The 23570-nt window shown below is 64.0% G+C and carries 22 protein-coding genes; 2 read left to right on the top strand and 20 right to left on the bottom strand.

The features are described from left to right. Positions 1-41: 41 nt before the first annotated feature. The 14 genes from HV765_RS11745 to panD form a co-directional block, all read right to left on the bottom strand. The gene (locus HV765_RS11745) at positions 42-311 is read right to left on the bottom strand and encodes a sulfurtransferase TusA family protein (RefSeq protein ID WP_054427432.1); all 270 of its coding nucleotides are present in this window, start codon (positions 309-311) and stop codon (positions 42-44) included. Then, complete coding sequence (gene alaS / locus HV765_RS11740) at positions 311-2935, bottom strand: alanine--tRNA ligase (RefSeq protein WP_175169797.1); 2625 nt, start codon at positions 2933-2935, stop codon at positions 311-313. The genes HV765_RS11745 and alaS overlap by 1 nt, the downstream gene beginning before the upstream one ends. A gap of 78 nt (positions 2936-3013) precedes the next feature. Next, positions 3014-4057, bottom strand: coding sequence for a prepilin (locus HV765_RS11735; protein WP_254600540.1), 1044 nt, complete (start codon positions 4055-4057; stop codon positions 3014-3016). 41 nt (positions 4058-4098) lie between these two features. Beyond that, the gene (locus tag HV765_RS11730) at positions 4099-4719 is read right to left on the bottom strand and encodes a type 4 pilus major pilin (RefSeq protein WP_054427429.1); all 621 of its coding nucleotides are present in this window, start codon (positions 4717-4719) and stop codon (positions 4099-4101) included. Positions 4720-4771: 52 nt separating this feature from the next. Then, a complete protein-coding gene (locus HV765_RS11725; RefSeq protein WP_175170005.1) occupies positions 4772-5842 on the bottom strand; it encodes a general secretion pathway protein in 1071 nt (356 codons plus the stop codon). A 118-nt stretch (positions 5843-5960) separates the two neighbouring features. Then, positions 5961-7721 (bottom strand): ATPase, T2SS/T4P/T4SS family, encoded by a 1761-nt coding sequence (locus HV765_RS11720; RefSeq protein ID WP_175170004.1) that lies wholly within the window; start codon positions 7719-7721, stop codon positions 5961-5963. A gap of 23 nt (positions 7722-7744) precedes the next feature. Next, the gene (locus HV765_RS11715; RefSeq protein ID WP_175169796.1) at positions 7745-8224 is read right to left on the bottom strand and encodes a hypothetical protein; all 480 of its coding nucleotides are present in this window, start codon (positions 8222-8224) and stop codon (positions 7745-7747) included. Next, positions 8211-9554, bottom strand: coding sequence for a type IV pilus inner membrane component PilO (locus HV765_RS11710; RefSeq protein WP_254600537.1), 1344 nt, complete (start codon positions 9552-9554; stop codon positions 8211-8213). The genes HV765_RS11715 and HV765_RS11710 overlap by 14 nt, the downstream gene beginning before the upstream one ends. A 9-nt stretch (positions 9555-9563) precedes the next feature. Beyond that, entirely contained in the window at positions 9564-11165 is a 1602-nt protein-coding gene (locus HV765_RS11705; protein WP_175169795.1) for a hypothetical protein, read from the bottom strand. Further along, positions 11162-12193: a TrbG/VirB9 family P-type conjugative transfer protein gene (locus tag HV765_RS11700; RefSeq protein WP_175169794.1), complete on the bottom strand. Its 1032-nt coding sequence runs from the start codon at positions 12191-12193 to the stop codon at positions 11162-11164. Before HV765_RS11700 ends, HV765_RS11705 begins: the two co-directional genes overlap by 4 nt. A gap of 213 nt (positions 12194-12406) precedes the next feature. Beyond that, positions 12407-13747, bottom strand: coding sequence for an extracellular solute-binding protein (locus HV765_RS11695; RefSeq protein WP_054427424.1), 1341 nt, complete (start codon positions 13745-13747; stop codon positions 12407-12409). A 4-nt stretch (positions 13748-13751) separates the two neighbouring features. Next, complete coding sequence (locus tag HV765_RS11690) at positions 13752-15008, bottom strand: D-amino acid dehydrogenase (protein WP_175169793.1); 1257 nt, start codon at positions 15006-15008, stop codon at positions 13752-13754. Positions 15009-15186: 178 nt separating this feature from the next. Continuing rightward, positions 15187-16233 (bottom strand): CDP-6-deoxy-delta-3,4-glucoseen reductase, encoded by a 1047-nt coding sequence (locus tag HV765_RS11685; RefSeq protein WP_054427488.1) that lies wholly within the window; start codon positions 16231-16233, stop codon positions 15187-15189. 70 nt (positions 16234-16303) lie between these two features. Next, positions 16304-16672 carry an aspartate 1-decarboxylase gene (gene panD / locus HV765_RS11680; protein ID WP_050446262.1) on the bottom strand — a complete coding sequence of 123 codons (369 nt, stop codon included), beginning with the start codon at positions 16670-16672 and terminating at the stop codon, positions 16304-16306. A 212-nt stretch (positions 16673-16884) separates the two neighbouring features. Here panD and sugE point away from each other — a divergent pair, with 212 nt between their 5' ends. After that, complete coding sequence (gene sugE, locus HV765_RS11675; protein WP_054427422.1) at positions 16885-17202, top strand: quaternary ammonium compound efflux SMR transporter SugE; 318 nt, start codon at positions 16885-16887, stop codon at positions 17200-17202. A gap of 79 nt (positions 17203-17281) precedes the next feature. On the opposite strand, the gene HV765_RS11670 is transcribed toward sugE, so the two are convergent. From HV765_RS11670 to HV765_RS11645, 6 genes are all read right to left on the bottom strand, one after another. Continuing rightward, complete coding sequence (locus HV765_RS11670) at positions 17282-18154, bottom strand: MOSC domain-containing protein (protein WP_175169792.1); 873 nt, start codon at positions 18152-18154, stop codon at positions 17282-17284. 289 nt (positions 18155-18443) lie between these two features. Continuing rightward, a complete protein-coding gene (thpD, locus tag HV765_RS11665; protein WP_054427420.1) occupies positions 18444-19370 on the bottom strand; it encodes an ectoine hydroxylase in 927 nt (308 codons plus the stop codon). 15 nt (positions 19371-19385) lie between these two features. After that, positions 19386-19790, bottom strand: coding sequence for an ectoine synthase (locus tag HV765_RS11660; protein WP_054427419.1), 405 nt, complete (start codon positions 19788-19790; stop codon positions 19386-19388). Beyond that, a complete protein-coding gene (ectB, locus tag HV765_RS11655) occupies positions 19787-21094 on the bottom strand; it encodes a diaminobutyrate--2-oxoglutarate transaminase (protein WP_054427418.1) in 1308 nt (435 codons plus the stop codon). The genes HV765_RS11660 and ectB overlap by 4 nt, the downstream gene beginning before the upstream one ends. 124 nt (positions 21095-21218) lie before the next feature. Beyond that, entirely contained in the window at positions 21219-21779 is a 561-nt protein-coding gene (ectA, locus tag HV765_RS11650; protein WP_175169791.1) for a diaminobutyrate acetyltransferase, read from the bottom strand. Continuing rightward, positions 21776-22327: a MarR family winged helix-turn-helix transcriptional regulator gene (locus HV765_RS11645; protein ID WP_054427487.1), complete on the bottom strand. Its 552-nt coding sequence runs from the start codon at positions 22325-22327 to the stop codon at positions 21776-21778. Before HV765_RS11645 ends, ectA begins: the two co-directional genes overlap by 4 nt. A 260-nt stretch (positions 22328-22587) precedes the next feature. Here HV765_RS11645 and HV765_RS11640 point away from each other — a divergent pair, with 260 nt between their 5' ends. Next, a complete protein-coding gene (locus HV765_RS11640; RefSeq protein WP_175169790.1) occupies positions 22588-23520 on the top strand; it encodes a MurR/RpiR family transcriptional regulator in 933 nt (310 codons plus the stop codon). The last annotated feature ends 50 nt before the right edge of the window (positions 23521-23570 follow it).

Raw genomic sequence — 23570 nt, 5'->3', positions numbered from 1 at the left:
TTATTGCATCGGGCGATGATTATTGGCCGAAGGCCGGAAGGTCAGCGCCGTTGCAGGTAGTGCACGCAATGGCCATCAGCCTCGTGCTGCGCAACCAGCGCATTGCCGGTTTGCCGGGAAAACGCCTGAAAGTCGCGGATTGCATTGCGGTCGGTGGTGACAACGCGCAAGACTTCGCCGCTGACCATCTGCGCCAACGCTTTCTTGGCGCGCAGGATGGGCAGCGGACACGTCAGGCCGCTGGCATCCACTTCCTGCTGAAACACGGGCGTTTGCGCGCCCGCGTTCAGGCCGGTATCCCCGCTGCTCATCACAGACGCTCGTCCACCCACTTCTGCACGCCGGCAATCGCTGCGGGCAAGGCTGCGAGATCGGTGCCGCCGCCCATGGCCATGTCCGGGCGGCCGCCGCCCTTGCCGCCAACCTGGCTGGCGACAAAGCCCACCAAATCGCCAGCCTTGATGCGGTCGGTCAGGTCGGCGGTAACGCCGCCCACCACGCTGATCTTGCCATCGGCAGCGCCGGTGGCCAGCAGCACCACCGCCGGCTTCAGGCGGTCTTTCAGGTTGTCGACCATGCCGCGCAATGCCTTGGGATCGACATCGGCGATGCTGGCGGCCAGCACCTTGATGCCCTTGACGTCAACGGCGGCGCTGGTAGCCAGGTCGTTACCCGCGCTGGCGGCCAGCTTGTTGCGCGATTGCTCAAGGTCTTTTTCCAGCGCCTTGACCTGATCCTGCACCTGCGCAATACGCGCCGGCACATCGGCCGGCGTGCTACGCAGCATGCCGGCGATCTGGGTCAGCAAGGCGTTCTGGTTCTGCACCCAAGCCAACGCGTTGTCGCCCGTGATGGCTTCGATACGGCGCACACCCGCCGCCACGCCGCCTTCGGAAATGATCTTGAACAGGCCGATGTCGCCCGTGCGGCTGACGTGCGTGCCACCGCAGAGTTCACGCGAGAAACCAATGTCCAGCACGCGCACGGTGTCGCCGTATTTTTCGCCGAACAGCGCCATGGCGCCGCCCTTGACCGCGTCGTCGTAGGCCATGACCTGGGCCACGGTGGGCTGGTTGGCCAGGACTTCGGCGTTGACAATGGCTTCAACGCGCGCGATCTGCTCGGCGGTCATCGGCGCATCTTGCGCGAAGTCGAAACGGGTCTTGTCGGGGTCCACCAGCGAGCCGCGCTGCTGCACGTGCGCGCCCAGCACCTGGCGCAAGGCCTTGTGCATCAGGTGAGTGGCCGAGTGGTTGCGCACCGTGCGGGCGCGGCGAACTGCGTCAACGCGCGCCAGCAGCGTGTCGCCGATCGACAGCGTGCCAGATTCCAGCACGCCATGATGGCCAAACACGCCGGCCTGGATCTTGAGCGTATCGGCCACGGCAAAGCGCACGCCGTCCGCTTCCAGCAAACCGGTGTCGCCGACCTGGCCGCCCGACTCCGCGTAGAACGGCGTGACGTCCAACACGACCACAGCGCTTTGGCCGGCCTTCACTTGCTGCACTTGCGAGCCATCGACATACAAGGCCGTGACCTTGACGTTATCGAGTTCCAGCTTTTCGTAGCCTTCGAAGCGCGTGTCGGCGCCTTCGTAGCTCAGGCCTTCGGCCATCTTGAACTTGCCGGCGGCGCGCGCCTGGTCACGCTGGCGCTCCATCGAGACCTCGAAACCGGCCATATCGACTTCCACTTCGCGTTCGCGGCAGATGTCGGCGGTAAGGTCCACGGGGAAGCCGTAGGTGTCATAGAGGGTGAACAGCGTCGTGCCGTCCAGCACGCCGCCCTTGGGTACGTTGGCCAGGGCGGTGTCCAGAATGCGCATGCCATGCTCGAGCGTTTCGCCAAAGCGCTCTTCTTCCTGCTTGAGCACCTGGCCCACGCGGTCAGCCATGGCGGCCAGTTCCGGATAGGCTTCACCCATTTCCGCGACCAGATCCGGCACCAGACGGTGGAAGAACGGCTTGGTCTGACCCAGCTTGTAGCCATGGCGCAGCGCGCGGCGGACGATGCGGCGCAGCACATAGCCGCGGCCTTCATTGCTGGGAATCACGCCGTCCACGATCAGGAACGAGCACGCGCGGATGTGGTCAGCGATGACCTTCAGCGAGTTGTTGTCCAGATCCTTCACACCGGTTTCGCGAGCGGCGGCGTGGATGAGCGTCTGGAAGAGATCGATTTCGTAGTTGGAATGCACGCCCTGCAAGACGGCGGCGATACGTTCCAGACCCATGCCGGTATCGACACAGGGGCGCGGCAGACGCGGCATATTGCCTTGCGCGTCGCGCTCGAACTGCATGAACACCAGGTTCCAGACTTCGATGTAGCGGTCGCCATCTTCCTCGGGCGATCCCGGGGGGCCGCCCCAGATTTCGGGGCCGTGGTCAAAGAAGATTTCCGAGCACGGACCGCAAGGGCCGGTGTCGGCCATCTGCCAGAAGTTGTCGGAAGCGTAGCGTGCGCCCTTGTTGTCGCCGATGCGGATGATGCGCTCGGCCGGCACACCGACTTCCTTGGCCCAGATGTCGTAGGCTTCGTCGTCTTCCTGGTACACGGTGACCCAGAGCTTCTCGGCCGGCAGCTTGTAGACCTGCGTCAGCAGTTCCCAGGCGTACTGGATGGCGTCGCGCTTGAAGTAGTCGCCGAAGCTGAAGTTACCCAGCATTTCGAAGAACGTATGGTGGCGGGCGGTGTAGCCCACGTTTTCCAGGTCGTTGTGCTTGCCGCCGGCGCGCACACTGCGCTGCGACGAGGTGGCTCGCGTGTACGACCGCGATTCCTTGCCCGTAAACACGTCCTTGAACTGGACCATGCCCGAATTGGTGAAGAGCAAGGTCGGGTCGTTGCCGGGGACGAGCGACGACGAAGGAACAATGGTGTGCCCCTTCGACTTGAAGAATTGCAGGAACTGGCGGCGAATCTCGGAGGATTTCATCGTGGATGACGCAGGATTTAGGCGAATCTTTGATTATAGAGGTTTGGCGGAAAAGCGCGGGAATGGGTGCCAGACCGCCTATCTGACGCAGACATAACCGGTGGTCCACCCTTCGGTTTCGGACCATTTCCCGCCTGCCGACACGATGACCTCCGTGAAACCAGGTGGACACGAGCATTGCCCGGTGACGGGATTTGCAGTGGACGCTCCGGAAAAGTGCGTGCAGCCCCGCGGATAGTTGACGCTATACGCGCCGCCGAAGCCGCTGCTGGCGCGCCGCCAGACGCTGGATTGGCAGGTCAGCAGCTCGCCATCGTCCGACGTGGCGATCGTGCCAACCGCCACCCCGCAGTGCTGCCCCGCCTGAGCCCGCGCCCCCACCGACAGATACCCGCCCGCGATCACGGAAGACGCGGCCGTCAGCGTGCCTTGCAGCATGGGGTCACGCGCGTCGCCAATCCTGACGAAAGGGTCCAGGTCGGGCATGACGGGCGAGCGATCGGCTCCAGGCCCCGCCCCGGCCCACAGCGCCACCGTGCCTGCGGCATAGGCAGGGGCGCCGGGCGCCAGAGGGTTCGGGAAACTGAACGACGAGCCGCGAACCCGGTCAGGCGACTCCGCCCACACCGCGCCGCCATAACCTTGCGCGGCGTCCATCACCGCAGCAATGCCAATCAGATCAGGAAAGCGAGACCCAGATTTCAGAATCGGTGCGGCGCTATAGACCAGGGCATCGAGCCGGCAGCGCTCGCCTGGGCACCCCTCGCCCCTGACTACCCTGATCTGCGCGCCGAACCCCATCGCCGAACGCTCTGGGAACGCCGCCGGCAGCAGCGCCAGGGCGCGAAGCTCGGGCACCGTCGGCGCAAGAGCATCCACGAATAGCGGCTGCCCGCCCTCACTCAACGGGGCCTCTGCCTTGGCCAGCACGTCGAAATGCCGAGTCAGCATCCCCGCCGCAGCCTCGCGGACCTGCGTGAGCCACAGCCCCGAGGCACGCGCCGCCGCGTCTTCGATTCGCTGTACGACCTGGTTCGACGCCCAAATGGCGATGACAGACGTCAATGCCAACGCAAGCGCCAGGCCCACCAGCGAAAAGCCCCCCTGCTGATGCGGACTCAAGATGGCGCGCCACCGCGCGCCGTCCGACAAGGCAGGCCGCATCATTTTGCCGTGAATACAAAAGTGTTGACGTCCCCTTGGCCGCATTGCGCCTGGGCCTGCGCTGCGCGGTAGGGCAGGATGGGGATGGATTGCGTATCTTTGACGACTTTGACGCCTTCGCCGCCGCCGATGGAAATTGTGTCCGACACGCGTTGCAGCACAGACGCCAGCGCCGGACAGGCTGCGTGGCTCACATTCGTCAGCGTCACGGTGAAGGCAGAACCCAGGCCTGCGCCCCCCAATGTCCCGGCCACGACCTCCACAACCCCATTGCGGCCCGCCCCGCTGCCGCCCAGGCCATGCACGATACGGGCCGACGCGCCGCTGCCCTGAACGGCCAGCACGCTGGAATCGCGCAGCGCATTCGCCATTGCGCCAGTGTCCAAACCCAAGTACGGATTGACGCCGCCGCCTTGGGCATTGATTTTCATGCTGGCGATGAACCGCTGGAGTTCTTCGCCCACCTTGGGCACCTTGTTCTCGATCACGTACGCACCAATCGCGGGAATGCCGACGATGGCGATCAACAAGACGATGGCGGTAACGATGGACACCTCCATTAACGAGAACCCTCGCTGACGCGTGCTGAGCCGATATTGCTGAACCCTTAGACCAGGCATGGTTGCCTCCTTTCGTTGATGAAATCAGTGGTTTGAGTGATGCATCGCCGCGCTACTGGCTTGCGTAGAAATTGGTCAACGCCTGGCGCAGCTCATCAATGACGCCGTAATGCCAGAACGTGACGCCCAACACGGTCGCCAGCGACAGGATCAGCAACGACCATCGCAGCGTGGCGGCTTGCCGGCGCACCCGCACCAGCAGGCGCAACTCGACGCGCTGGCGAACCTGCGCCAGACCGGCCTCCAGCCCCAACGCGTCCATCATGTCGGCCATGTACCACCAGGTTTCCTGATCCAGCAGGCCCGTGCCGAATATCTCGGGGCCGCTTGCCCCGGCATCGATGCGGTCCAACATGGTTTGCAGGTGCGCGTGCATCCACGGTTGCGCGCTGCGCGCCTGGACAGACAGCGCACGGCGGAGCCGGGTGTCAGCCGCCCCGTGCTGGCGAACCAGCACCGATAGCAGGCAAAGAAAGCGAATCGCCTGGAAATCCCGGTACAAGCGCCACAGCAGCCACCCATCAAGCACGTGCCTGAATGGACCCGTGAGATTCGGCAGCGACCACAGGCTCAACCCCGCCAGGCCCAAACTGAGCACGAGCCAGAGCAGCAGCCACTGCTTCAACGCGCGCGCCAGGGCGAACAAACCGCGCGTCAGCCCCCGATAGTCTTCAGGCGGCACCAGCTGAAAGACCTGCTGCAAGCGCGGCACGCTGAAGTAGGGAATCGCGCACAGCAGGGCGAACGCGACGGCAGCCGCCACGACGCCCGCCGCAGCCGCCGTTGCCACAGCCAGCCAGGCATCCCCGGCCAACTGGACGGCACGCGACAAGTCGCGCAGCGCCGCCGCAAGATCGCCGCCCTCTTCCTGCACGCAGCTAAGCAACAAGCATTCGCCAGAAGGGAATGTGTCCCGCCACGCCAACCCCAGGTCGCCGCCCGCCTCAAGGTACGCCGCAGCCCAATCGCGAGACAGCCGGCCCCGTACCGTGCGCGGGCCGTATCGGCGCGCATCGTCATCAAAAATGTCGCGCAGGTTCTTGCGCCCCTGCGTGCCGTCGATCAGATCGGCAAGATAGGCGTAGTAATCGGCGCGCTGGAAACGAAAGCGCATCGCATCCATCCATCGCGGCGCGGCTTCGAAACGCAATCCGAACCGGACCGGGGCCGGGCGAGTCAGCCAAGTCATGTCAGCCACCTCATGTAAGCCACCTCATGTCAGCCACCTCATGTCAGCCACCTCATGTCAGCCACCGATCCCGTCCGGCGCCCGCTTCGGCGCTGGCGGCTTGCGGTGAAACCAGAAGGTCGAAGCGGCGCAGCAGCGCTCGCGGGTCCACCTCGCCGGAGCTGACTCGATGCAAGGCGCCGTCCAACGCCCTTGCGCCTCGTGTTGAAGCATCGCGCCATGCCCATGGGTCTGCCTCTTGCGTGGCGGACATCAACGCCGCGTTATCGCGCAAACGCACGCGTTCCAGAAAACCCTCTACCCGTTCGGGCTCGATCATTTCCGCGGCAACACAGCGCCCCGCCGTGCCATTGAGTTCAGGCAATTGCGGACGGCGACAATCGCCGCACCCCGCCGGATTTCTGACCCTCAGGGCATGCGGCTCCACGCGGTACACGCGTTCCATTTCGTGCGTCCAAGCCTGCCAATCCCATTGGGCAGCGAACGCCGAATCCGATGTGCGCGAAGAGGTTTGCTCTCGCCAGAGGGATTCCAGCGGCAAGGCGCAGGCCGAACACAAGCGCGGCAACAGGGTTTGATAAACCAGCAGCTTCAGCATGCCGGGCGTCGCGAGGAAATCTCGAGACACGCCAATCGCCTCTGACGCCAGCCGTTCAGGAACCATGGCCGCCGACCCCGCATGCGTGGTGGCGTAAAGGCTGACGCCCGAACCGGCCAGGTCCATGAACGCTCGCCCCGTATCCACATCTCGGATTTCTCCGATCAGCAAATCGTTCATCGCCGACCGCTTGATGGTCTTCAACTTGGCGTCCAGCGTCGGCCACGCGGATTCCGCCAGCGCGCCGTTCAGCGTGTTCTGTAATGCGTTGGGGATAACGTATTCAACCGGGTCTTCCAATGTGATGACCTTGCGCGTCGATTCGATGCCCCGCATCAACGTCGCGATGGTCGTGGATTTGCCGGAGCCGACCACGCCGGCAAGCACGATGGCGCCGCCTTCGCGGTCGCGGGCGCGCAGCAGCGTCTCGATTTGCGTGGGCAGATAACCCAGTGCGTGAAGATCGCCGCCAGCCGTGGCGTCCAAGCGCAGAATCCGCAGGCAGACCGACGGCCCCACATCGGTTGCCAGCGATGCCCAGCGCAACACAATCGGGATGCCGTCGACCTCAAGCGCGATACGCCCTTGCTGCTCAAGCGCCGGGTCGAACACCGCGCCGTTGCCCCCGCGCACCTCCATCCAGGCCACCGCCAGCACCTCCAGCAATGTCGTGTTCGAAAGCCCGGCAAAACGTTCCGTGCCGACATACTCGCCATTGATGGTGTAGCGGATGTCGCAGAAAGCCTGCCGCTGATTGACGTTGATATGGACATCGCTGGCGCCCTGCGTCACGCCCCAACGGACGACGTCTTGAAACAAGGCAGCCAGGGCGGACGTTCGTTCAGCCGGTGATCCTTTGCCCCGACGCCCCAAGCCCGCCGCCGTCAATTGCCCGCGCGCAATCATCAGCAGCAACGGCGCAGGCAGGATGTAGCGTGACGGCTTGGCCAAGCGGTATCCGGCCGCGCGCACCATGCGTTCAAGTTCGTCGACGGTATCGCCCAGCGCGTATTCGTCGACCGCGAACAGAGCGGCATGGCCGCTGTCCAGCAGCACCGGACACAACCGGCCCGCCAATGAGGCAAGATCGAATTCGTCGCCCAATGCGCGGACGAAAGCGGGCGCGAGCCGAGCGATGTCGTCGGCGGTATGCAGCGATTGGGGGTCGCTCGGTTTGAATCGTGTTGAAGACGGTGATGGCGTTAAAGGCAGCATTGCTAACGGCGTTAAAGGCAGCGTCATGGCAGTGCCCTCCCGACCGGCACGCAGGCCATGTGATCGTGTTCGTTGCGGCGCAAGTGCACGCAAGCCCCAACGACTGCCAACAGTTGATAGCCATTCGCCGAGACCGCCCCGGCGATAGGCGCACCATGGCCCGCCCGATAGCGCAGCAACGCACCATTGACGACGACATCGACAGTGAGCCGCCGAGTGGACCCGAAGATCGCGGCCACGCGGATGTCGTCCTGTTTCGGTCCGGAAGAAGCCGCCTGGTCCGCAGGTGCGGCCCCCGGCTGGCAGATCCCCGGCGTCCGGCAATCGGCCAAGGCCGCCGCCGCATCGGCGCGCAACAGGGTCTGCACCGTCTCAACATCCGGCCACCCCTGAGCCTCATCAACGTGCGGCGACAACGCCTGAGCCTGCGCACCGATGGCCAGCGAGAACGCCACAATTAAAGATTGCGCAACGCGCCGGGCGGCAAGCCTAATCCTGCTCATAGAGATCTCCGTGCAATTCGGCGACCAGCGTGCTGGCAGCCAGAGTGGGCCGCTGAAGGGGCTGCACGTTCAAGGCCAAACGAGACCAGCGCACCGTTTCAAACGGGCCGGGCAATAGCGCGAATGAACGCAACGGGCCGTGCATGCGCAATGCGCGACGCCGGACCAAGGGTTGGAGGGTTTGCGCAGCCTCCACCGACCCGTCCGCTGACGAGGGGGAGGACGGCGACGGCAACGGTGACGACAAGGCAACGGCTGGCGCCAGCGCCACAGCGGTGAATGCAGGCTGCAACTGTTGCAGCGCCCCGGCCAGTTCGGTATCGACGCGCAGCGCGCTGGGTAGCGTCATGGACGCCAACGGCACCAGCGCCGACGTGATGTGCCAGCGCAACGTCGCTTCTTCAAGCGGTTTGAAGGACACCCGCCAGCCAACGGGTAACCGATGGTGCAGCTGGAGATTCGTGGCCTGCGGCGAGGCGCGCGCGTAAACCGCGGCGCAATCCCAGCCTATTGCACCCGCATCACACTGTGCGCGGCGCAACGCCCAACCTTGCACGTGAACGGGAAGCCTGCCCACACTGCGCAACAGGTTCGACATTTCAGTGCGGGCATGCGCCGCCATGCCTTCAAGCAACGGCCGAGATGGCGTCAGCGCAGCCGCCGAATCGGCAGATGGCGAAGCCACCGCGGGCTCGCGAACAGTGAAGCGTGCCGACAACAGGTTCCATACCGGCGGCGCCACCGCGGACAGCCCCACGCACGCCAGGAAAACTCGCGGCACCAGCGGCAATGCGGCCCAGCGGGTAAGCAATGGCGTCAACTGCGCGCCTGGCTCCACCGCTTGCAACAGCGCCGCCCATACCGTGCCAGCGTCGTGGGCCAGCAATCCGGGCCGGTCATCGGCCAAGCGCCTGTGCGCGTGCAGCGCCTCATCGTGCGAGTCAAACAAGCGATCCGCCTGCGACAGCGCCATGCCGTCTTGCGCTGCCGCCAGCCAATAGCGGCCGTCAGGCAACGGGATCAGGCAATGGCCGCCGCTGGGGTACAACAGCGCGTATAGCTGAGCGGCCGCCTGGATGTGCGGCACACCACCGCGGCGGGACCGCCCCGCGCGCCAGCCCCGGCGCCACGCCGAGTGCGTTCTGCCATAGCCCGCCATGGTGGCGGGCGAGCCACCAACCACGAAGTGCGTGGCCCGCAGCCGCCGGCCACGCGTGCGCGCCAAGCCCGGCACATCGGAACCAATCAGCGCGAGCCAGCGCAGGCCAAACGCCAGGTAGCGTGCGCTGCCCGGACATTCATGCATCAGAAAATAGGGAGCTCGGTTCATATCGTGTCCTTAGTACCCTTCTTCGACCTGCGCCGTAACCAGCATCAGCGTGGTCTCGCGCTCCTGAGCCGCACTGTCTTGCCCGCCGGTGATCAGGGGCATGCCAGGCGCAAGCCGTTGGCGATCGTGCTGGTCTTGCCGGCGGTCGAAGCCCGACAAGATGACGGGCTGACCGGGCCGCAGCTCGATCTGTTGCACCGTGCCGTTGCCGTCAATCGTGATCTGCTGGACTTGCACCTGATTGCCGCGTTCTCCGAACGTGATCGTCTTCAGCGGATGCGCCACCGCGTTGTCATAGGCGACGGACAGCAGGATCTGACCGTCTTCCTGGATATCGGGCAGCAACGTCAAAAACGAGCCGACGGTTTCTTCCTTCTGGCTGATGGAGACCGCGGGCAGCGACCCATTGGCGCCCGCCGTCGTTGCGCCTGGCACGGATGTGCTCTGAACACGGTCGATATAGGAAAAGGTGGTGCGGATGGCATGCGTGACGGGCCGGCGGTTCAAGGTCAGCACGGGGACTTTGCTGTGCCGGACGATGGCGCCCATGGTGCTTAGCGCCGACACCACCGCCTGCGAACCTTGGAACGGCCCGCTGCCGACGCCGCCCGCCAACTCAGCCGCGCCCACACCCGATACGGCTGCCATCGCGAAGCGCGCCGACGCGCCTGCTGCGGCGTAGAGCGCGTTCCAGTCCAAGCCTCCTGACGCCGATTGCTTGGCGATGACAGTGATCTCTTCAAACACCAGCCGCACGCGGCGCGTCAACGCCTTGTTCTCGCGGTCGAGATAGTGCGCCACGCGGTCCAGCGCTTCAGGCGTGTCGGTGACCACCAACGCCGTCGCGCCATCCACTGCGTCGGCGACGAAACCTGAGCGCGTCAGGAACGGCGTGATGTTGGCGCGTAATACCGCCAACGCGTTGTGCTCCCGGGATGACAAGGTGGTGTTGGACGTGCTTTCGAACCCTTCGCCGTCGTCGCTGCCCGAACGGCCCAGCCGGATGTCGACCGTACTGGCGAGCGATAGCGCGCGCATGTCGAACACCCGGGTTTCCGTGCGGTAGAACTCAATGGCTTGATGCTGATAGCGCCAATGCACCGAGAACCGGGCGGCCAATGCATCCAGCAAGTCTGCAAGCGGCAATGGACCATCGCGGACTTCCAGACGGACGGGCGCCGGTACGGATAAGCCGGCATTCGACGCCAGGCGCGGCAGGAAATGTTCAAGCGCAAGCAAGGCGTCGGGCTTGACCCGCACCGGAATGCCGGTAGCGGCAACCAGCCGCTGCGCCAAGGCGGAAAGATCGGTTTCTTCAGCAAGCATCAACGTGGTCGGCACGTTTTCACGCAATGCCGGCGGCAAGGTGACGTCGCGAGCCAACGGCTGCGGTTTGCCGGCCAGCCAAGGCGCGGCCACTTCTTGCGCGGCGATCCGTGCCTGGCGGTCAGTCAGCCCATTGGCAAATGCCTGATGCTGGTCCGCAAGCGTGGCGTGGCGGTGGCTCGCGTTACGGCCAAGTTCAGCCGCCTGCTGCGACGCCACGCAAGCGCCCAGCATGCCGCTCACCACCCCGCACGCGACGATGCGCATCCCTCGACGGATCATCATGCTCCCCCTCCTGCGGGCGTGGCGGCCCGTGTGCAGGACTGCGCCAAGGGCACCACTCGCAACACCTGATTGCCGTAAAAACACGGCTGCAATGGCCGGTCGGCCAGCTCGGTGGCGCCCAGCAATTCACGGACGGCGGATTTGAAGTCGCCCGCAAAGTCCGCCGATGCGGACAAGGGAATATCAACGTCGACCGCCCAGTGTTGCGGCGCGAACGTCCAACCTGAACTGTCCGCCCAGCGCGCCAGCACGCCGCGCAACGTGGTGTCTGGCGGCGCGGCACGATATCGCGGAGCGGCCGCAACGGCCGGCGTCGCTTGCGGAGCGGCCGCAACGGCCAGCGTCGCTTGCGGGGCGGCCGCAACCGGCAACGTCGCTTGCGGGGCGGGGAGAAGGGTTGATTCGGTAGCGCCGAGCGGCGCCTGCGCTATCGGCGCCTCGGAACGAGAGCCCGCCTGAACACTTCGGCGCAACGGCCCGTTGGACGCCAGCTCATTGACGCCTTGGTTATTCACGCCTTGGTCCTTCACGCCTTGGTCCTTCACGCCTTGGTCCTTCACGCCTTGGTCATTCACGCCTTGGTCATTCACGCCTTGGCGCGGCGTCGCGGATTCAAGCACCACGGGCTCCGCATCCACCGGCGCTTGCGCAGCGATGTCGTTGTCGGCATCGCGCTCGGCGCGCGCCGCCAGCCGCCCCCCGCGAAACCGCAGCGCATGCCAGTCGCCCGACACGACAACGTAGGGTTCGCGCCGCACATACGGCAACGCGTGCTCGCCATTTCCACGTACACCGAAAATCGCTGGCAAAGCCTGGCCGGGCGGGAATTGCAGCCAGACATCCTTGCCGTCGTCGAACACCTGCAACGGCGCGACCGCAGGGTCACCCGACAGGCGCCAGTCAAAACGGAAGGCCCGCGCAACCGGCGCGGAGGTTGACCAGGAAGGATTGACGCCGCCATTGAACGGCCCGTTTGTGCAGGCCCCCAGGCAGGACAGCGCCGCCGTCAGGAAGAAGATTCGAACCATGCCTCACCACGAGCAAAGGGCGCACCGGAAGTAGTACGCATGCCGCAGATGGTGGACGAGGGCCGGACGCGCCGCCAGACTGGCATATACGCATGGATGCTTTGATCCACCCTGCCCTGACGAACCTTATGGACGAAAAAAAACCCGGCCCTGGGGCCGGGTTCTTGCAGGCCAAACGGACAGCGCGAATGCCGTCCGATCAGCCGTGTGCGATCAGCGTTGCGTCGCGAGGGAACGCGCTTGGGACGCGGCGTTGTTCAGGGCCGCGACGGGCGGCACCTTGCCTTCAAACGCATCGTTCAACTGCTGGTTCAGCACCGGTTCGATACGGTTGTAGTTCGCCATGCGGAAACCACGGCTGTTGCTGGCCGGGCGGTTGCTCATCGACGCGATCACGGCTTGCGCGCCCGGGATGCTCTTGTAGAACGACACATCCGAGGCACGGAACGCGGCTTCGGTCAGCGGCAGGAAGCCCGTGCGCTGATGCCATTCGGCGGCCACGACCGGCTTGGACAGCCAGGCCAGGAACTGCGCGGTGGCCTTTTCTTCGGCTTGCGGGCGGCCTTCAAGCGCCCACAGGGCCGAACCGCTCACAAAAGGCTGGCCGGCGGACTTCGTGGCCTGATCGTAGTAAGGCACCGGCGCCACGCCGAACGCCAGCGACTTGGTGTTCAGGAACGTGCCGAACGCGCCCGAGTTCGCCGTCAGCACCGCGCATTCGCCCTTGGCGAACAGCTTGTCTGCGGCAGCGTCACCCGTGTGCGCCATGAACAGCAGCGAACGCTTCCAGCTGACCATCAGCGAGATGTGACGCATGTAGAGCGTGTCGAACTGCATGGCAGGCGCAGCGCTCTTCTTGGTCACGGCATCCAGGCCGTTGTTGTTGGTGGTGAACTGCTGGCCGTTGATCGGGGCCAGGTTCTCCAGATGGACCGTGACCTGGTCGCTGGAGGCGTAGGGGCAGTCGATATCGGCCACGTCGCGCAGCTTCAGGAGTTCGGCTTGCAGGCCGGTCCAGGTGCGAGCGGGATTGTTGGGGTCAAGACCGGCCTTCTTGTAGGCGGCGGTGTTGTAGAACATCACCGGCACTTCGGCCATCCAGGGGAACGCCAGCAGGCGGCCCTTGCTGTCGCGCGTGAAGCTGCTGGTGGCCGGCACGAACCAGTTCAGGTCCTTGATCGGGTACTTGGCCAGCAGTTCGTGCATGGGCAGGATGGCCTTGTGCTGGGCCACGACTTCCGGGGAGTGGTTGTCGGTCAGTTGGACCAGGTTGGGCGCCTTCTTCGCCTTGACGGCGCTGATGGCTTCTTGCTCCAGCGCGTCCTGCGAGCTGAATCCACGCAGCTTGACGCTGACTTGGTCCTGTTCTTTGTTGTATTGCTTGGCCAGTTTTTCGAACTCGGCCTTATTCGCGTCAGACAGCGTGTGCCAGACTTGAATTTCCACTGGGGCGGCATTCGCCACACCCGCGATTGCCATCGCGGCGCCAAATACCCATGCACGCCGGCTGGCGAACATCGCGCGGGCAACGCCCGCCAATTGCAGATTCTTCATAGGTTCACAGACCAAGAAAAGGGAATTCCGGTTCTGGCCGCCGTCCACTGAGCAGATCGGCCAAAGCCCGGCCCGAGCCAACACCCATCGTCCAACCGAGCGTACCGTGTCCCGTATTGATATACAAATTGGGGATACGGCTGCGGCCGATGATGGGCACGTTCGAGGGAGTGGACGGGCGTAAGCCCGACCAATAGCTGACGCTCTCGAAATCGAGCGCGTCGGGGAAAAGTTCTTGCGCCAGGTGCGTCAACGCTTCGCAACGGCCGGTGTTCAGGCCGCGGGAATAGCCCGACAGCTCTGCGGTGCCTGCCATGCGCAGGCGGTCGCCCAGGCGCGAAAACACGATTTTGTGGCTGCTGTCCGTCAGGCTGACCGTGGGCGCGGCCTCCGGCTTGATGACCGGAAACGTCGCCGAATAGCCCTTGGCCGGATAGACGTTGCAGGGGATGCCCAGCGGGCGCAGCAGGTTCGGGCTGAAACTGCCCATCGCCACCACATAGGCATCGGCCGAAACGGTGCCGTAGCTGCCGTCCGGCTCAATGATTTCAATACCTTGCACTGTGCCGCCTTGCGTCAACAGGCGGGTCGCGCGTGTGCTGTAGCGGAATTCGACGCCTGCGCGGGCGCAGCGTTCGGCCAGAGCGACGGTGAACAGATGCACGTCGCCGCTTTCGTCTTCGGGGGTGTAGTCGCCCCCGACGATGGTTTGGCGATGCGGCGCCAGGGCGGGCTCAATTGCAATGACTTCGTCGGCCGTGACCACACGGCGCTCGACGCCGAAATCGCGCATCAGGCCGGCGGCGCGCTGCGAGTTTTCGAATTCGTGGGGATCGCGATAGAAATTCAGGATGCCGCGTTCAAGGTGGTCGTATTCGATACCCAGTTCGGCGCGCATGCTGCGCAACGTAGTGCGGCTGTATTCGGCCATGCGGACCATGGCGCGGATGTTCGGCGCCAGACGGCTGGGCAGGCATTCGCGCAGGAAGGCCAGGCCCCACATCCATTGGCGCCAGTCCAGCTGCGGACGGAACAGCAGCGGCGCATTATCCTGGAACATCCATTTCAGCAGCTTCAACGGCGCCTGAGGATTGGCCCAGGGCTCGGCATAGGACACGGAAATCTGCGCGCCATTGGCCAGACTCGTTTCCTGTGCGGGACCGGTGCAGCGATCAATGACCACGACGTCGTGGCCGGCCTGGCTTAGCCACCAGGCGCTGGAGATTCCGATAATGCCGCTACCCAATACCGCTACTTTCATGCCCGCATTGCTCCTTGCGTGCCAAATCGGTTCGCGGACCCGATGTCCGCCGCCCTTGGCAAGCCGCTGCCAGGGCAGTTTACCTTGCCGATTTGCCTTCGCCTACGTATTAAAAAGGGGCGGAAGTCACTAAGCTTTTCAGCTTGTGAATTCGCCCCCGTATCCGTGCGCTTTCCGGTTACGACGCGGCTTTCGCCAGGTCGGCTTCGGACGTGAACGCGTCCGCGTAGAACTCTTCCGGCGGCAGGCCATTCTGCGTGCTGAATTCACGGCGCGCGGCATCCACCATCAACGGCGTGCCGCAGGCGTAAACCTGGTGGCCCGACAGATCGCCGATGTCTTGCATGACGGCCTCGTGGACGAAGCCCGTGCGGCCCGTCCAGTTATCTTCCTGCAAGGCGTTCGACACGACCGGCACATAGTTGAAGCTGGGCAACAGGCCCGACCACGATTGCGCCAGCGCATCCATGTACAAGTCCTGCGGGCGGCGGCCGCCCCAGTACAGCGTGACCGGACGCGTGATGCCCTTGTGGATCATGTGTTCCACGATGGCCTTCACCGGCGCAAAGCCCGTGCCGCTGGCCAGCAACACGATCGGCTTGTCGCTGTCTTCGCGCAGGAAGAACGAACCAAACGGCCCTTCCAGACGCAGGATTTCGCGCTCTTTCATCTGCGTATCGCCCGCGCCGAAGACGTGGTCGGTAAACAGGCCGCCCGGCATGTGGCGGATGTGCAGTTCCAGCGGGCTGCCGGTGTGCGGCGCGCCTGCCATCGAGTAGCTGCGGCGGCGGCCATCCTTGAGGATGACTTCGATGTACTGGCCGGCGTAATAGCGGAACTGCTCGGACGCGGGCAGTTGCAGCTTGATCACGGTGACGTCGGGCGCCACGCGTTCCAGCGTCTGCACGCGCGAGGGCAGCTTGCGGATCTGGATGTCGCTGGCCAGGCGGACTTCGGTGGATTCCACCACCATGTCCGACTCGGGCCGCGCCTGGCAGAACAGCGTGTAGCCGTCGGCCAGTTCTTCGGGCGACAGGATCTGGGCGGGATATTGCCCGGCGTCGAACTCCCCGGACACCACTTTGCCCTTGCAGGTGGAGCACGCGCCGTTGCGACAGCTATAAGGCAGCACGATGCCGGCGGCCAAGGCGCCGTCGAGCACGGTCTGGCCGGGCTCGACCGGGAATTGATGCTTGCTGGGTTGAATGATGACCTGGAAGCTCATGATGAAACGGTTCAGGGTTGAGGAGAGCGCCATCCGGCTAGGCCAGGATGGCGCTGTGCCCGGGCCGGCCTCAGGCCGGGAACTTGCGGATTTCCTTGACGCGGTTCGCGTCGTCCACCAGCACCACTTGCGGCTTGTGCGTGGCGGAATCTTCTTCAGACATCGGGCCGTAGGTGCAGATGATCAGCAGATCACCGACCTGAGCCCGGCGCGCGGCGGCGCCGTTCAAGGAAATGGCGCCGCTGCCGCGGGCCGCCTTGATGATGTAGGTGTCGAAACGTTCGCCATTGGTGACGTTGTAGAGTTCGATGCGTTCGAACTCGCGCATGCCGGCAGCGTCCAGCAGGTCTTCGTCGATGCCACAAGACCCTTCGTAGTGAAGGTCGGCTTCGGTGACCGTGACGCGGTGCAGCTTTGCCCGCAGCATGATGCGTTGCATGATTGAAATATCCTGGTTCGCGGTCCGGTCCGCGACGTGTTGCTAAGGTGATGCCCGGCATCCGGTTTTGCCGTTGGAAGCCGGTATTCTATAATTTTTGCCGCAGCGGGACGGCCCGCTGCTGCGCGCGGTCAAAGACCCGCCTGTTTTTTATCCGGGGACGACCCCTCAATGCCGGCGCCCCGCCGGCAGCGCAACAGTAGGAGTCGTCTATGACCTGGATCATCCTGGTACTTGCAGGCCTGTTTGAAATCGTTTGGGCCGTCGGCCTGAAGTACACCCATGGCTTTACCCGCTTGTGGCCGTCCCTGATTACCGCGGGCGGCATGGCCATCAGCGTCTGGCTGCTGGCCGTCGCCATGAAATCCCTGCCGTTGGGCACCGCTTATGCGGTGTGGGTGGGCATTGGCACCATCGGCGCCTTCGTGGCCGGCATTGTGCTGTTTGGTGAATCCACAAGCTGGATGCGCATCGCCAGCGTAGCGCTGATCGTGCTGGGGCTGATCGGCCTGAAGATGTCTTCGGTGTAAGCGCTGGTGTAAGCCCCGCTGCCCCGGCCAGGGCGCCGCTGCTACGGCGCTCCTGGCTCACGTCCCCCAAGCCAAGCAGTCAGAAATCCAATTCGATCTCGACCTCGTCGCCGACCTTCAGGCGCGCCCCGGCCGGCGCGTCCAGAATGGCGTTCTGGCCGAACACCACCCCTATTTCCAAATTTCGATAGCCCGCCAACGTGCGGCCGGGCTCGTCGTTCTGCTGCGCGGTGCGCTGATCAATATCGGGAATCGAGCAGCGCGTGCAGGGCTTGACGAAAGCCATGCGTACCCCAGCCGCCGTGATCATCGCGGTGTGGTCTTCTTCGAAAGGTTCCCATTCGCCCTGCACCACGATATTGGCGCGGAAGCGGTCCATGGGAACCGGCGCCACGCCTTTGGCTTGCAGCCGGGCGTTCAGGTCATCTAGCGATGCCTGGTTGGCGACCAGCAGCGGGAAGCCGTCGGCAAAGCCAAAGTCATGCTCGCCCGCAAACGCGTCCGCCAGATCGGGATGCGCATCCAGCCAGCGCGTCACCCAGTCCGGCTTGGCGTTGCGATGCGCGGCCGGGTCCACCTTGACCAGGCGGCACGGCGTCTTGAGAAAATCGGAAAACCACTGCCCCGCTGCGGCGCTTTCGCGCTGGGCCGAAATCGTGTCGCTCCAGACGGCCACGGGCGCTGCCCCCGGCTCAACGCCCGACCCATCCAACGCGATATCCAGGTCCGCCATGCCCGGCGCGGACAGCCGCAACGCATCGGCGGTGATCGCCGTGCGGATCAGCGCCATCGCGGGCCACTGGCGCTGGGTCATGAACTGGCCGTCTTCGCTGATCAGCATCCAGCGGCGGTCGTAGGCCAGACCGGCCCGGTCGATGGGGGACTCGGCCAGGTCGATGCCGGCGCAGGATTTGATCGGGTAAATATGCAAGCTGAGAATACGAGCGGACATGGCGGCGGAAGATCAGCAGGAGGAAGGATGGGCGGGAATAGTCCGCGAGAGGATAGCAGACAGCCCCGTGTTCCCTCACCCCTTTTCCGATGGCTGTGCGCATGAAGAAACCCGAGCGGAACCCGGGTGTCGATGCACGAAATAACCCGGGCCAAGTCCGGCTGTCGAGGAATGAAAAACCCGGGCCAGGCCCAGCTGCCGAAAAATGAAAAACCCGGGCCAAGCCCGGGTTTCGTTTGCAGCGCGGCCCACGGGCCGCATTGCCTTCAGTGCCATCAGGCAGCAAACCTTAACTGCCCACCAGCTTTAACGTGTCCAGCGGCGTCACCGCCTTGAACCCCTTGCGCGTGGCGATATGCTCGGGACGCGGGTTCAGCCCGTACTTGGGCGGGTTCAGCGTGTTTTCCATGCTGTTGTAGACCATGAACACATTGGCGCGCGGCCACGGCGAGATGTTGCTGTTCGAGCCGTGCATCGTGTTGCAGTCGAAGAACACCACCGAGCCGGCCTTGGCCGTCATCGAGCGGATACCGCCTTGCTCGACCAGCAGTTGCAGGCTGACCGGGTCCGGCACGCCGTACTCCTGCTTCTTCAGCGACTGCTTGTAGTGCTCGTTCGGGGTTTCGCCCACGCACGAAATGAACTGCCGGTGCGAGCCCGGCACGAGCATCAAGGGGCCATTGCACTCGTTGTTATCGGTCAACAGCACCGAGCAACTAAGCGCACGCATCGACGGCATGCCGTCTTCGACGTGCCACGTTTCAAAGTCGGAGTGCCAGTAGAACTCCTTACCCTTGAAGCCGGGTTTCATGTTGGCGCGCGATTGGTGGATGTACACCTCGGACCCCAGGATCTGGCGCGCCACATTGACCAGCCGCGGGTCGCGCACCAGGCGCGACAGCACGGGGTTCAGCACGTGGACCATGAAGATCGAGCGCACGGCATTGCTGCCGGGTTCGGTGATGGATTCCTCACGCCGGATGATCGACGGGTCGCGCGTCATGCGCTCGACCTCGGACGACAGGGCGCGGATTTCCTCTTCCGAGAACAGGTTTTCCAGCAAGAGGAAACCGTCGCGCTCGTACTGTCCGACTTGCTCGCCGGACAAGGCGCTGGCGTATTTTCCGTCTTCGTAAACCACCGGGTCCTGGCGGGAGATGATGGCGGAGCTTCGATCCGTACGTGAGGCGTACGGGTCCTGAGCAGGTGAGATCATGCGAACCTCCTTGTATCAAGCCGCTTTGGCTTCGGCTTCAGGCAAGGCGTAGACGCCTTCTTTGTCGTGCACTTCCTGGCCGGTCAGCGGCGGGTTGAAGACGCAGATGACGCGCAGCGGCTCTTTGCCGCCGCACAGCCAGTGCTCGTCGTTCTCGTTCAGGGCGTAGACCACGCCGGGGCCCAGGTCGTACTTCTTGCCGTCGGCGATGGTCTCGATGGAGCCGTCGCCTTCAATGCACCACACCGCTTCAAGATGGTTCTTGTAGTGGATGTGCGTGCGGCCGCCCGGGAAGATGGTGGTCTCATGGAAGGAGAAGCCCATGCCGTCCTTCTTCAGCAGCACGCGGCGGCTGACCCAGGTGTCGGTGCGAACTTCGTCGGCGGTGCCGATCACATCTTTGACATTGCGTACGATCATTGACGTTTTCCTCCAAATTTCAGAATGCGGGCAGACTGCCCTTCTTCAGCCAGCGCTTCCGCCACGCTGGCCTCGATCAGGTCCAGGCCCTTGCTGAGCAGGTCTTCCTCGATCGTCAGCGCGGGCAAGAGCTTCAGCACTTCATCGTGCGCGCCCGACGTTTCGATAACGACGCCCTTCTTGAAGGCCTGCTGCGCGATGCGGTTGGCAAGCGCAGGCGTGCTGTTGCACACCAGGCCCTGGATCAGGCCGCGGCCGCGCACCGACAGGCCGGCGTTGGGATAGCTGTGGACCAGGTTTTCCAGCCAGTCGCGCACCGTGCGTTCCTTGCGCTGGATGTCGGCGGTGAAGGCGGTATTGGCCCAATACGTTTCCAGCGCCTGCGTGGCCGTGACGAAAGCCAGGTTGTTGCCGCGGAACGTGCCGCTGTGGGCGCCCGGCTTCCAGATGTCCAGCTCGGGCTTCATCAGCACCAGCGACATCGGCAGGCCAAAACCCGACAGCGACTTCGACAGGGTGATGATGTCGGGGCGGATGCCGGCGGCCTCGAAGCTGAAGAACGTGCCCGTACGGCCGCAGCCGACCTGGATGTCGTCCACGATCAGCAGCATGTCGTGGCGCTTGCACAGCTTTTCCAGCTCCTTCAACCAGCGTAGCGTTGCAACGTTGACGCCGCCCTCGCCTTGCACCGTTTCCACGATGACGGCGGCGGGCTTGTCCATGCCGCTGCTGGGATCTTCCAGCATGCGCTCCAGGTACGCCATGGTGTCCACGTCGGGCCCGAAGTACCCGTCATAGGGCATGAACGTCGTGTTGCCCAGCGCGTAGCCGGAGGCCTCGCGGAACTTCATGTTGGCCGTCACCGCCAGCGAACCGCCGCTGACGCCGTGAAAACCATGCGTGAACGAAATCACATTGGGGCGGCCCTTCACCTGGCGCGCAATCTTCAGCGCGGCTTCCACGGCATTGGTGCCGGTGGGGCCAGTGAATTGCAGCGTGTATTGCCAGTTGCGCGGCTTGAGCAGCACGCGATCCACCGTCTCCAGGAAACGCTTCTTCGCACTGGTGGCCATGTCCAGACCATGGACGACGCCGTCCGATTGGACATATTCCAGCAGCTTTTCCTTGAGAACAGGATTGTTGTGGCCATAGTTCAGCGTGCCTGCGCCGCTGAAGAAATCGATGTACTCGGTGCCGTCTTCATCAATCAGCGTTGAGCCTCTGGCCTGGCTGAATATCACGGGAAACGACCGAATGTAGCCCCGCACCTCAGATTCCATCCGGTCAAAGATTTTCAAGTCCATATGATTAATCCTCCCTTTTCATCTCATAAGTTGACAGACGGCCAGCTCCCTCCGGATGCGTAAACGCATTCGGATAGGTAAAACCGTCTCGGTATTTCGATAAGTCCGCTGGGGTTGCGCCGCCCTACGGGGCGGGCAATGCGAACGGGCCTATCCTCAACAGCATCTCGTCGTCGTGGTCCGCGCCCCCAAACAATTGCCGGTCGAAGAACGGCTGCTCGGAAACGTGGGCGCCCAGCTCGCCGGCCAGGCCGGTAAAGCTGCGGCGCGATGCCTGGTTGTCAGGCCCCACCGTGGTTTCAAGATGACGAACATGCTCGAGCCCCTTGCGCTGCAAGAGTTCACGAAGCATGGCGCGGCCCAACCCATGGCCGCGTGCGCGGGCGTGCACCGCAACCTGCCAGACGAACAACACGTCGGGCCGGGTCGGGATCACATAAGCGGAGATAAAACCGTCGATACGTCCGCCGGAGCTTTCGGCGATGACGCAGGTGTCGCTGAAATGCTCACACAGGAGCAAGTAGGCGTAGAGGGAATTCAGGTCGAGTGGCGGGCACTCGGAAATGAGGCGGTGAATGGCGGCGCCGTCTTTTCGGTTGGGCAGACGCATCGTATGGGTCTGCGCGCGAACCGCCGGCGCCACGGCACTTGAGAGAGTAGTTGTATCCAGTTCGTTTTTCTTCATGCAACGATTCCCGATTCTGGGGGTGCCCCGCCCGTGGGCACTTCAAGGATGGGCGACGAAACGTCGCTATGCGCTTCCGCGGCAACTGCCTGACCCTCTTGCTCCATCAACGCCACGATGCGTTCCAACGACAGCGTGATGGTGGCTTGCTCAAGTTCGGGCAGCGCGTTCAAGGCTTCGGCCAAGTGTTTCTGCAGCGGCGACGGCGCGCCATGCGCCAATTCGCGGCCCGCGTCCGTAGCCGTGACGAAAACGATGCGGCGGTCTTCGCGGCCGCGTTCACGACGGATCAAGCCCTTGTCTTCCAGGCGGTCGAGGATGCCGACAACCGTGCTCGGGCTGACGTGCATTTCGCGGCTGATGGCCGTGGCCGTCATCGGGCCGTTGGCCATCACCGTGCGCAGACACATCAGCTGCGGAGCAGTGATGTGGCTGACCGCGGACAACTGACGCGAATGCAGGGCGATCGAACGCGTGATGCGGCGCAGGGCTCGCAAGATGCGCAAGTCGTACTGCTGTGAGGGATCAGATTTCGCGGCGTTGGTCATGGAAGAGAAGGGTTCGGTCAAATTCATTTCTACACGAATGATATGCGCACGATTTATTCGAGTCAAACAAAAATCCCCCGCACGATGTAAATAAATAAACACGAAATTGCAGAAGATAACTACCGGATTACTGGACTTGCCGTTGTCATCTCTCCCCCCAGGCACTGCCGCTGGGCGCTAGGGGGAATCCCCGATAACAAACATATGTTTTATTGAAAGAATCAGATCTATCATTTGTTTTTTATCTGACGGCGCAAGCCATGCCCCTGCCTTCCGACCTGATTCCCACCTTGCAGGAAAAGCTGGAACACCTGCCCCCCGAGCTGCAACGCGCGGCGCATTGGGTGGTGGCGCATCCTGCCGAAGTCGGCCTGTGGTCCATGCGCCGGCAGGCGCAGGCGTTGGGCGTGGCGCCGGCCACCATGCTGCGGCTGGCGCGCGCCATTGGTTATTCCAGTTACGAAGCCTTTCGCCAGCCGTTCCAACAAGCGCTGGCCGGTCAAAGCGCCCCCGGCTTGCGCGACCGCGCGGCCGCCCTGCAAGCCGCTGCGGGTGACCCTGCCACGCCGGGTCACGACGTGTTGACTGACTACCAGATCCAGGCCATGAGCTCGGTGTGCGCGTTGAACCCGGCCACCGCGTTCGACGCCGCCGTGCAGACCTTGCTGGACGCGCGCCAAGTGGGCTTTCTGGGTACGCGCTCGGCGTTCGGCATCGCCTTCCAGATGCGTTACGCGTATCAGCTGGTGCGCCGCAACAGCGTGCTGATCGACGGCCTGGGCGGCGCGCCCGCCGAGCAGGCCGACAACCTGGATGCCGGCGACGCGCTGATCGTGATTTCGCAAGCGCCCTATCCCACCGCCACCGTGCAGCTGGCCCGCCAGGCCGCGCAGCGCGGCGTTGCCTTGATCGCATTGACCGACGACCCCTTGTCGCCGCTGGCCATGGACGCCCGTCACACGCTGCGGTTCGCGCCGCCCGACCGCGACGGCGTTCAAGCACGCCCCGCGCGCCAAGGCCCCGGCTCGTTCTTTCACACCACCGCCGGCCTGCTGGGGCTGGCCGAGCATTTGATCGCGCGCCTGACCGCCCGCGGCGGCGCAGACGTGCTGAACCGCCTGACCGAAGTCGAACAGCGCCTGCGTACCGACAACGTGTATTGGACCGGCCCGGCTTCCGGGCGACGCGGCTGATCCGCGTCAGCGCTGACCGCACCCGCTTTATTGCTGCCAACCCTTGCATC

Source organism: Achromobacter kerstersii (genome assembly GCF_902859595.1).
GTDB lineage: Bacteria > Pseudomonadota > Gammaproteobacteria > Burkholderiales > Burkholderiaceae_B > Achromobacter > Achromobacter kerstersii.
This window is presented reverse-complemented; position numbering and strand designations above follow the sequence as displayed.

Bases quoted from the DNA above. Each gene is read 5' to 3' on its own strand.
- HV765_RS11670 (WP_175169792.1), bottom strand. From the start codon at position 18,154: ATGTCCGCTCGTATTCTCAGCTTGCATATTTACCCGATCAAATCCTGC.
- alaS (WP_175169797.1), bottom strand. From the start codon at position 2,935: ATGAAATCCTCCGAGATTCGCCGCCAGTTCCTGCAATTCTTCAAGTCG.
- HV765_RS11645 (WP_054427487.1), bottom strand. From the start codon at position 22,327: ATGACCAACGCCGCGAAATCTGATCCCTCACAGCAGTACGACTTGCGC.
- HV765_RS11640 (WP_175169790.1), top strand. From the start codon at position 22,588: ATGCCCCTGCCTTCCGACCTGATTCCCACCTTGCAGGAAAAGCTGGAA.
- HV765_RS11730 (WP_054427429.1), bottom strand. From the start codon at position 4,719: ATGCCTGGTCTAAGGGTTCAGCAATATCGGCTCAGCACGCGTCAGCGA.
- HV765_RS11660 (WP_054427419.1), bottom strand. From the start codon at position 19,790: ATGATCGTACGCAATGTCAAAGATGTGATCGGCACCGCCGACGAAGTT.
- HV765_RS11695 (WP_054427424.1), bottom strand. From the start codon at position 13,747: ATGAAGAATCTGCAATTGGCGGGCGTTGCCCGCGCGATGTTCGCCAGC.
- HV765_RS11720 (WP_175170004.1), bottom strand. From the start codon at position 7,721: ATGCTGCCTTTAACGCCATCACCGTCTTCAACACGATTCAAACCGAGC.
- HV765_RS11705 (WP_175169795.1), bottom strand. From the start codon at position 11,165: ATGATGATCCGTCGAGGGATGCGCATCGTCGCGTGCGGGGTGGTGAGC.
- sugE (WP_054427422.1), top strand. From the start codon at position 16,885: ATGACCTGGATCATCCTGGTACTTGCAGGCCTGTTTGAAATCGTTTGG.
- panD (WP_050446262.1), bottom strand. From the start codon at position 16,672: ATGCAACGCATCATGCTGCGGGCAAAGCTGCACCGCGTCACGGTCACC.
- ectA (WP_175169791.1), bottom strand. From the start codon at position 21,779: ATGAAGAAAAACGAACTGGATACAACTACTCTCTCAAGTGCCGTGGCG.
- HV765_RS11745 (WP_054427432.1), bottom strand. From the start codon at position 311: ATGAGCAGCGGGGATACCGGCCTGAACGCGGGCGCGCAAACGCCCGTG.
- HV765_RS11685 (WP_054427488.1), bottom strand. From the start codon at position 16,233: ATGAGCTTCCAGGTCATCATTCAACCCAGCAAGCATCAATTCCCGGTC.
- HV765_RS11690 (WP_175169793.1), bottom strand. From the start codon at position 15,008: ATGAAAGTAGCGGTATTGGGTAGCGGCATTATCGGAATCTCCAGCGCC.
- HV765_RS11700 (WP_175169794.1), bottom strand. From the start codon at position 12,193: ATGGTTCGAATCTTCTTCCTGACGGCGGCGCTGTCCTGCCTGGGGGCC.
- HV765_RS11715 (WP_175169796.1), bottom strand. From the start codon at position 8,224: ATGAGCAGGATTAGGCTTGCCGCCCGGCGCGTTGCGCAATCTTTAATT.
- HV765_RS11725 (WP_175170005.1), bottom strand. From the start codon at position 5,842: ATGGATGCGATGCGCTTTCGTTTCCAGCGCGCCGATTACTACGCCTAT.
- HV765_RS11710 (WP_254600537.1), bottom strand. From the start codon at position 9,554: ATGAACCGAGCTCCCTATTTTCTGATGCATGAATGTCCGGGCAGCGCA.
- thpD (WP_054427420.1), bottom strand. From the start codon at position 19,370: ATGATCTCACCTGCTCAGGACCCGTACGCCTCACGTACGGATCGAAGC.
- ectB (WP_054427418.1), bottom strand. From the start codon at position 21,094: ATGGACTTGAAAATCTTTGACCGGATGGAATCTGAGGTGCGGGGCTAC.